The following is a 7,895-nucleotide window of genomic DNA, read 5'->3' on the forward strand; positions in this document are numbered from 1 at the left end:
ATGAAGAAAAGCTACAAGATTTACACAAACTTGATTTGACGCAAGGGAAGGAAATGAATAATGACGATTAATACGGTTTTGTTTGATTTAGACGGTACGTTAATTGATACAAATGAATTAATTATTGCTTCGTTTACTCATACGCTTAATCACTATTATCCTGAACAATATACTCGTGAAGATATTTTACAGTTTATGGGACCTCCTTTATACGACACGTTTGTAGAAATGGATAAAACGAAAGTAAACGAAATGATTGAGATGTATCGCACGCATAATCTAGCTAATCATGATTTGCTTGTTAAAGAATTTGAAGGCGTACTTGAAACAGTTAAATGGCTGCACGAGCAGAATTATAAATTAGGCATTGTCACAACAAAGCAAAGAAATACGGTCATGATGGGGCTTAAGTTAACAAAGTTAGACCAGTTCTTTGATACGATTGTTGCAATTGAAGACGTAACAAATGCAAAGCCGCATCCTGAGCCAGTAGAAAAAGCACTGAAGCTGCTTAATGCTAAACCTGAAGAAGCGCTGATGGTGGGAGATAACCATCATGACATCGTTTCTGGCCAAAGAGCTTATACGAAAACAGCTGGAGTTGCTTGGAGCGCAAAAGGAAGAGATCATATCGCTTCTTATAATCCTGATATTATTTTAGAGAATATGACGGATTTAATTGATATATTAAAAGGAGAACGTCAGTGAGAAAAACGACGCGCTATCCGGTTAAAGGAGCTAATTCCCTTTGGCATGTCTATAAGACCGTGCCTTTTTGGAAAGTAGTGCGCAACTTCCTAATCATTCAATGCGCTCGCTATACGCCTTTTCTTTCGATGAAAAACTGGCTGTACAAAGCGTGCTTAGGGATGAAAGTAGGACCTCAAACATCCTTTGCCCTTATGGTGATGCTCGATATTATGTTTCCTGAAAAAATACAAGTAGGACGCAATACGGTTATCGGATACAATACAACTATTCTCGCTCATGAATATCTGATAACGGAATATCGTCTTGGAGATGTCATCATTGGGGATGAAGTGATGATTGGAGCAAATAGCACCATCCTTCCAGGCGTAACAATCGGCAACGGAGCGGTTGTAGCGGCTGGAACGGTGGTTCATAAAGATGTAGCACCCGGTTTCTTTGTTGGAGGTAACCCTATGCGTGTCATCTATACAAAAGAAGAAATGGAAAAGCGCAAGGAAGCAGAGCCTAAAGCCACAACTTAGCAAGAACTAAGCTGTGGTTTTTTTTGTAAATTTGAACAGCTGGCGGTTGACGGCTGACTTTATCGGGTGTAAACTATCAATAACTTTAATTTGTTATTTCGCTAATACATTAGCGTGATAAAGCGAAATCAACCTATCAATAATAGATAAAATCAAGCTTAAAGGACGTGTCGGAATGTCAAAGTTATTTATGTTTGAAAAACCCCTTGGAATGAGAGATACCCTGCCAGCTCTTTTTGAAAGAAAAAAACAAGTTCGCAATCAGCTGGCAGATGAAATCAGCAGCTGGGGCTATCAATATATGGCAACGCCTACTGTGGAATACTACGAGACGGTAGGAAGCGCATCAGCTATTTTAGATCAACAATTGTTTAAACTTTTAGATAAAGAAGGGCATACGCTTGTGCTGCGACCGGATGTAACAACGCCATTTGCACGTGTGGCCGCTTCAAAACTTTTAAATAATTCTCCTTTGCGCTTAGCTTATGAAGCAAATGTATTCCGAGCTCAGCAGCGTGAGGGCGGCCGCCCGGCGGAGTTTGAACAAATAGGCGTTGAGCTAATTGGAGACGCTACGATGAGCAGCGATGCTGAAGTGATTGCTCTTATGATCGGCGCGTTAAAAAGAGCGGGACTTAAATCATTTAAAGTGGCAATTGGCCACATCGGGTTTGTTAATTCGCTTTTTTTAGAAATTGTCGGAAATGAAGAACGTGCTAACGTGCTTCGCCGCTTTTTATATGAGAAAAATTACGTGGGTTATCGTAATCATGTAAAAGATTTGAATCTATCTTCTATTGATAAACTGCGTCTCCTTCAGCTGCTTAACCTGCGCGGAGATGAAAAGAAGATTGAAGAAGCGGTTGAACTAGTTGAAAACGAAGCTGGTAAAAAAGCAGCCGGTGATTTGAAAAAGCTATGGAATATGCTTGATGCGTACGGTGTAACGGATGAAATTAAAATTGATTTTAACTTAGTCAGTCATATGAGCTATTACACAGGTATTTTATTTGAAGTCTTTGCTGAAAACGTTGGTTTCCATATCGGTAATGGAGGACGTTATGACCAGCTTCTTGAAAAATTTGCGTCTAAAACACCAGCTACAGGATTTGGAATTCAGCTCGACCGCTTAATTGAAGCGCTGGGCGAAGAAGTATATGAGCCTTCAGCAGTATACGGCATATTATATAGCCAGGAGCGTTTAGATGAGGCATTAGCTTTAGCTGCTGAACAGCGCAAGCAAGGATACCGGGTAGTGACTCAGGAAATTGCAGGCGTTGATGATGTTGATGTATTTACTGCACAGTTTGAAGAAGTCACGTTTCTAATTGGAAAACGAGGCAAGGGGGGACAATAATGAGTGAACTATTAACAATTGCAATGCCAAAAGGACGTATTTTTGAAGAAGCAGCTGAACTTTTGCGTCAAGCAGACTTTCAATTGCCGCCAGAATTTGATGATTCGCGCAAGCTGATTGTAGACATTCCTGAAGAGAACATGCGCTTTATTTTAGCAAAACCAATGGACGTTACTACTTATGTAGAATACGGGGTAGCGGATCTTGGTATTGCAGGTAAAGACGTAATGTTAGAAGAAGAAAGAGATGTCTATGAGCTGTTGGATTTAAATATTAGTAAATGTCATCTGGCCGTTGCCGGTTTGCCTAATGCTAAAAAATCAGAAATTGCTCAAAAAGTGGCAACCAAATATCCAAATGTAGCATCTACTTATTTCAGGGAGCAAGGAGAGCAAGTAGAAATTATTAAATTGAATGGTTCCATTGAATTAGCGCCTTTAATCGGCCTGGCTGATCGGATCGTTGATATTGTATCAACAGGACAAACACTAAAAGAGAACGGACTTGTTGAATTGGAGCACATTGAAGATATTACATCGCGTTTGATTGTGAACCCTGTGAGCTATCGTTTAAAAGACGAACGAATTGATGATTTAGTGAATCGTTTAGCCCAAGTGGTTCAACCTGTATAAAAGAGGTGACATACATTGAAAATTACACGTGTAACAGAACAAGTGAGCTTAAAGCGTACGATTGATCAAGGGACAAGTGCTCAAAGAGAAATTGTCGTAAATATTTTAAAGCAGGTGCAAGAGCAAAAAGACGAAGCTTTAAAAAGATATACAGCCCAATTTGACGGCGTTGAGCTTTCTTCTTTGCTTGTGACAGAACAAGAAAAGAAGCGTGCTTATGAGCTGGTCGATGCAGATATGCTGTCAATCATTCGTGAAGCTGCTGACAACATTCGTGATTACCACGAAAGAATGGTCGAGCAGTCTTGGATGACAACAAAAGAAGACGGCACCATTTTAGGGCAGAAAGTAACGCCTTTAGATGCAGTAGGTGTTTATGTACCAGGAGGCCTTGCGGCGTATCCTTCTTCCGTTTTAATGAATGTCATTCCTGCTCAAGTGGCAGGTGTAAAACGTATCGTGATGGTTTCACCTCCAGGAAAAGACGGCGCGCTTCCTGCTGGAGTAGTGGTAGCAGCGAGTGAGCTTGGGGTCAAAGAGATTTATAAAGTAGGGGGAGCTCAGGCAGTAGGAGCACTTGCCTATGGAACAGAAACAATTCAACCCGTCGATAAAATTGTAGGGCCAGGTAATATCTTTGTTGCATTAGCGAAAAGAGAAGTATATGGCTTAGTAGACATTGACTCAATTGCTGGACCTAGTGAAATTGTCGTACTAGCAGACGATACGGCTAAGCCGAACGAAGTGGCCGCTGATTTATTGTCTCAAGCAGAACATGACAAATTAGCTTCAAGTATTTTAGTTACGCCTTCTATGAAATTAGCCGAAGCTGTTAAAGAAGAAGTGGAAAGACAAGTAGAATCTTTACCTCGTAAAGAAATTGCAAAACCTTCTATTGATAACCATGGCGCTATTTATGTGACCGGGTCATTAGAAGAAGCGATTGAAGCTGTTAATCAATTAGCTCCTGAGCATTTAGAAATTATGACTGAAAGTCCGCTTGAACTTTTAGGTTCCATTCGTCATGCCGGTGCTATTTTTCTAGGAAGATACAGCTCAGAACCTGTTGGCGATTATTTCGCGGGACCAAACCATGTTCTTCCAACAAATGGGACAGCAAAATTCTCAAGTCCTTTATCAGTTGATTCATTTGTGAAAAAGTCTAGTATCATTTCATACAGCCAACAAGCTCTGCAGAAAAATGTCTCGAAAATCGCAGCATTTGCTCGTTTAGAAGGGCTAGAAGCTCATGCAAGGGCGGTTGAAGAACGCTTTAAAAAATAAGGTGGAGATTAAAAGAAAAGAGTAGAAATGTTCTTTTCTTTACTTATTACATGCACAGTTGAAAGGAGTTTAACAATGAGAGAGTCAAGTATTAAACGTACAACAAACGAAACGGATATTGCATTAGCGATTGGAATCGATGGAGAAGGAAAAACGAGCATTGATACAGGCGTTCCTTTTTTAAATCATATGCTCGATTTATTTACAAAACACGGACAGTTTAACCTTGATGTAAAAGCAGATGGAGACACGGAGATTGATGATCACCATACGACGGAAGATATCGGTATTTGCCTTGGTCAAACGTTCAAAGAAGCGCTCGGTGATAAAAAAGGAATTAAGCGCTATGGAAATGCTTTTGTACCAATGGATGACGCGTTGGCTCAAGTGGTAGTAGATTTAAGCAATCGTCCTCATTTTGAATTTAAAGGTGATATTCCCGCGTCGCGCGTCGGTACATTTGATACAGAGCTTGTGTATGAATTTTTATGGAAATTTGCATTAGAATCTCGCATGAATGTACATGTAATTGTACACTACGGTAAAAATACGCACCACATTATTGAAGCGGTGTTTAAGGCTTTAGCACGTGCTTTGGACGAAGCGACAACGATTGATCCGCGTGTCAAAGGTGTGCCTTCGACGAAAGGGATGTTGTAAATGATTGGAATTATCGACTATGGGATGGGCAACTTATACAGCGTAAGTAAAGCTCTTGAACGATTAAACTATGATTATATTATCTCGGCAGATCCTGCAGAACTAAGAAAGGCAAAAGGGCTGATTCTTCCTGGAGTTGGAGCATTCAAAGATGCGATGGAACAGCTGAATCAAACAAAGCTGACGGACTTTATTAAAAAAGAAGTAGCAAAAGGAATGCCTTTGCTTGGAATTTGTTTAGGTATGCAGCTTTTATTTGAAGAAAGCGATGAGAACGGCGTAACAAAAGGGCTGGAACTGTTAAAAGGGAGAGTCGAGCGTATTCCCGGCATTACTGCCGAAGGACAGACATATAAAGTTCCCCATATGGGCTGGAACTCTTTAGATTTTCATCAGCAGTCTGCTCTGCTTGATGGAATCAGTGAAGGTCATGTGTACTTTGTTCACTCTTATTACGTAAAAACAAATGATCAAGACGTGCTTTTAGCAACAAGTCCTTATGATGTCGAAGTTCCAGCAGTTGTTGGAAAAGAACACGTATTTGGCACTCAATTCCACCCTGAAAAAAGCAGTGCAATCGGAATGCAAATGCTGCAAAATTATGCAAACTTCGTAGAGAAAAGGAGCCCATCGTATGAGCAAATTTGAAATATATCCAGCCATTGATATGCGCGGAGGAAAGTGCGTCCGTTTGCTTCAAGGAGATTACTCAAAAGAAACGGTGTACGGAGATTCTCCGGTAGATATGGCCACACAATTCGCAAGTGAAGGCGCTCAGTGGATTCACATGGTTGATTTAGACGGCGCAAAAGCGGCCAAGCGCGTGAATGATGAATTTGTGCTAGGCGTGAAAAAGAAATTAGATGTACGTGTGCAAATTGGAGGAGGCATTCGCTCAGAAGCTGACGTTGCTTACTATTTAGAAAGCGGAATTGACCGTGTTATTTTAGGAAGTGCAGCTATTTCTAATCCTGAATTTGTGAAAAAAATGCTGAAGGAATATGGTGCGCGTATTGCTATTGGTATTGATGCACGTGATGGCTATGTTGCGACGGAAGGCTGGGTGGAAACATCTACAATCAAAGCGACAGAACTAGGAAAAGAATTGGCTAATGCTGGTGCGGAAACATTTATTTTCACGGATATTTCTACTGATGGTATGCTGTCTGGTCCTAATGTGGAAGGAATTGTTGAAATGGCTAAGGCTACTGGAAAAGGTGTGATTGCATCAGGGGGAGTTAGTAAACTTGCTGATCTAGATGCACTAAAGAAATATGAAGCTGACGGTGTTATTGGTGCCATCGTAGGGAAAGCACTTTATACAAATAAGTTTACAGTAGCTGAAGCACTTCAAGAGGTGAAAGCGTAATGATTACAAAACGAATCATTCCTTGTTTAGATGTAAAGGACGGCCGTGTGGTAAAAGGAGTTCAGTTTGTGGAACTTCGAGATGCAGGAGATCCTGTAGAATTGGCGAAATTTTACGATGAAGAAGGCGCAGACGAATTAGTCTTTTTAGACATTTCTGCTTCTCATGAAGGACGCAAAACGATGGTACATGTTGTAGAAGAAGTAGCATCTCAGCTAGCGATTCCTTTCACGGTGGGCGGAGGAATTAATGCATTAGAAGATATGAAAAGAATGCTTCGTGCTGGTGCAGACAAAGTGTCATTAAATACAGCAGCCGTACTCAATCCAACACTGATTACAGAAGGGTCCGACTTTTTTGGAGCTCAGTGTATTGTGGTAGCCATCGATGCTAAGTATGATGAAAGCTTACAATCATGGCGAGTCTACACACACGGAGGCCGCAACACAACGGACTGGGAAGTAATCGACTGGGCCAGAGAAGCAGTGAAGCGCGGTGCGGGTGAGATCTTGTTAACGAGTATGGATAAAGACGGTGAAAAGTCAGGGTTTGATTTAGCATTAACTAAAGCAGTCAGCCAAGCGGTGAGCGTTCCTGTTATTGCTTCTGGCGGCGCAGGAAATGGTCAAGATTTTGTCGATGCGTTTGAAAAAGGGGAAGCTGACGCGGCTTTGGCGGCTTCGATCTTTCACTATAAAGAAACATCTGTAAAAGAAATTAAAAGCTATGCAAAACAACAAGGAGTGAGCATTCGATGACGATTGAAAACATTAAATTCAACAGTGATGGACTTGTGCCAGCTATTGTACAAGATGCTGTGAGCAAAGAAGTTTTAACATTAGCTTATATGAACGAAGAATCACTTCAAAAATCAATTGATACACGTGAAACATGGTTTTACAGCCGTTCTCGACAAGAGTTGTGGCACAAGGGTGCAACCTCTGGAAACACACAAAAAATTGTGAGCATGGCATATGACTGTGATGCTGATTCTCTTGTTGTAAAAGTGGAGCCCCAAGGTCCTGCTTGTCATACGGGCGCTTACAGCTGCTTTAATGAAACAATTCTTGGTGAAAATAAACAAAACGATAATCGGTTTGCTATTATTAATGAGCTAGAAGAAGTAATCGCTAAGCGTGAAGCTGAAATGCCAGAAGGAGCTTATACGACGTACTTATTCGATAAAGGCGTAGATAAAATCCTCAAAAAAGTAGGAGAAGAAGCTGGTGAAGTGATTATTGCAGCAAAAAATCGTGACCATGATGAGCTGAAGTGGGAAGTTGCAGATTTATTGTACCACGTACTTGTTTTACTTCGTGAGCAAAAGCTGCCTTTAGACGATGTCCTATCAGTATTAAAAG

Annotated in this window: 10 protein-coding genes; all 10 read left to right on the forward strand. The window is 40.9% G+C overall.

Translation table 11 applies throughout. The annotated features are described in order from the left end of the window. Nucleotides 1–60 precede the first annotated feature (60 nt). Nucleotides 61–708, forward strand: coding sequence for a pyrophosphatase PpaX (gene ppaX, locus AC1DRF_RS04635; RefSeq protein ID WP_028409653.1), 648 nt, complete (start codon nucleotides 61–63; stop codon nucleotides 706–708). Then, entirely contained in the window at nucleotides 705–1,232 is a 528-nt protein-coding gene (locus AC1DRF_RS04640; RefSeq protein WP_097824890.1) for an acyltransferase, read from the forward strand. Before ppaX ends, AC1DRF_RS04640 begins: the two co-directional genes overlap by 4 nt. Before the next feature lie 175 nt (nucleotides 1,233–1,407). Then, nucleotides 1,408–2,589: an ATP phosphoribosyltransferase regulatory subunit gene (locus tag AC1DRF_RS04645; RefSeq protein WP_477740381.1), complete on the forward strand. Its 1,182-nt coding sequence runs from the start codon at nucleotides 1,408–1,410 to the stop codon at nucleotides 2,587–2,589. Beyond that, nucleotides 2,589–3,221 carry an ATP phosphoribosyltransferase gene (gene hisG / locus AC1DRF_RS04650; RefSeq protein ID WP_013059721.1) on the forward strand — a complete coding sequence of 211 codons (633 nt, stop codon included), beginning with the start codon at nucleotides 2,589–2,591 and terminating at the stop codon, nucleotides 3,219–3,221. The genes AC1DRF_RS04645 and hisG overlap by 1 nt, the downstream gene beginning before the upstream one ends. 15 nt (nucleotides 3,222–3,236) lie before the next feature. After that, on the forward strand, nucleotides 3,237–4,505 hold the full coding sequence (hisD, locus tag AC1DRF_RS04655; RefSeq protein WP_427076611.1) for a histidinol dehydrogenase: 1,269 nt from the start codon (nucleotides 3,237–3,239) through the stop codon (nucleotides 4,503–4,505). Nucleotides 4,506–4,580: 75 nt separating this feature from the next. Next, nucleotides 4,581–5,165 (forward strand): imidazoleglycerol-phosphate dehydratase HisB, encoded by a 585-nt coding sequence (hisB, locus tag AC1DRF_RS04660; protein WP_427076610.1) that lies wholly within the window; start codon nucleotides 4,581–4,583, stop codon nucleotides 5,163–5,165. Beyond that, nucleotides 5,166–5,813: an imidazole glycerol phosphate synthase subunit HisH gene (gene hisH / locus AC1DRF_RS04665; protein WP_427076609.1), complete on the forward strand. Its 648-nt coding sequence runs from the start codon at nucleotides 5,166–5,168 to the stop codon at nucleotides 5,811–5,813. Then, entirely contained in the window at nucleotides 5,800–6,534 is a 735-nt protein-coding gene (gene hisA / locus AC1DRF_RS04670; protein WP_097824889.1) for a 1-(5-phosphoribosyl)-5-[(5-phosphoribosylamino)methylideneamino]imidazole-4-carboxamide isomerase, read from the forward strand. The genes hisH and hisA overlap by 14 nt, the downstream gene beginning before the upstream one ends. Next, a complete protein-coding gene (hisF, locus tag AC1DRF_RS04675; RefSeq protein ID WP_427076608.1) occupies nucleotides 6,534–7,292 on the forward strand; it encodes an imidazole glycerol phosphate synthase subunit HisF in 759 nt (252 codons plus the stop codon). The genes hisA and hisF overlap by 1 nt, the downstream gene beginning before the upstream one ends. Then, a partial coding sequence (gene hisIE, locus AC1DRF_RS04680; RefSeq protein ID WP_477740382.1) for a bifunctional phosphoribosyl-AMP cyclohydrolase/phosphoribosyl-ATP diphosphatase HisIE occupies nucleotides 7,289–7,895 on the forward strand: 607 nt, incomplete at its 3' end. The genes hisF and hisIE, both read left to right, overlap by 4 nt.

The organism is Priestia sp. P5_B4 (assembly GCF_056400385.1).

Coding starts and splice junctions, on each gene's coding strand:
- hisH (WP_427076609.1), top strand. CDS start 5,166: ATGATTGGAATTATCGACTATGGGATGGGCAACTTATACAGCGTAAGT.
- ppaX (WP_028409653.1), top strand. CDS start 61: ATGACGATTAATACGGTTTTGTTTGATTTAGACGGTACGTTAATTGAT.
- hisB (WP_427076610.1), top strand. CDS start 4,581: ATGAGAGAGTCAAGTATTAAACGTACAACAAACGAAACGGATATTGCA.
- AC1DRF_RS04645 (WP_477740381.1), top strand. CDS start 1,408: ATGTCAAAGTTATTTATGTTTGAAAAACCCCTTGGAATGAGAGATACC.
- hisF (WP_427076608.1), top strand. CDS start 6,534: ATGATTACAAAACGAATCATTCCTTGTTTAGATGTAAAGGACGGCCGT.
- hisA (WP_097824889.1), top strand. CDS start 5,800: ATGAGCAAATTTGAAATATATCCAGCCATTGATATGCGCGGAGGAAAG.
- hisG (WP_013059721.1), top strand. CDS start 2,589: ATGAGTGAACTATTAACAATTGCAATGCCAAAAGGACGTATTTTTGAA.